The organism is Pararhizobium antarcticum (genome assembly GCF_001885585.1).
Taxonomy (GTDB): Bacteria; Pseudomonadota; Alphaproteobacteria; order Rhizobiales; family Rhizobiaceae; genus Pararhizobium; species Pararhizobium antarcticum.
Window position 1 is genome coordinate 1 of sequence record NZ_LSRP01000065.1, and the last position, 388, is coordinate 388.

1 protein-coding gene is annotated in these 388 nt (G+C 53.9%); it reads left to right on the top strand.

Features of this window, described 5'->3' with window-relative positions; all coding sequences use genetic code 11:
- On the top strand, positions 1-239 hold a 239-nt coding region (locus AX760_RS05530; protein WP_139276435.1), incomplete at its 5' end, for a transposase.
- Positions 240-388: the final 149 nt, after the last annotated feature.

Sequence of the window (388 nt, forward strand, 5' to 3'; positions counted from 1 at the left end):
TCTTCGCAAAGGGTCAGAAGAAGGCCAGACCAGGTCTGGCAACTGAAATCGTCAAGCGATCCGATGCGGCCAAAGGCTTCGAGTTGTTGCCACGCCGATGGGTTGTCGAGCGAACCTTCGCATGGCTCGGACGATGCCGTAGACTGGCCAAGGACCTCGAAAACCTGTCAAGAAATGCGCTTGCCTTCCTCAAATTAGCCTCCATCCGCCTCATGCTGCGAAGGCTATGTTCAAAATGAGAAAGTGTTCGGACGGACTCTAAGTGTCCGTCCGGAGACTTTGAGAATCGGCGGAATCGGTTAGCGGACTTCGGTTTGCGGGTTGTGCGCGGTTGTGATTCCTTTTGTGCTTTCGAATCACGAAAGGAAGCTGCGATGTGGACGATCGA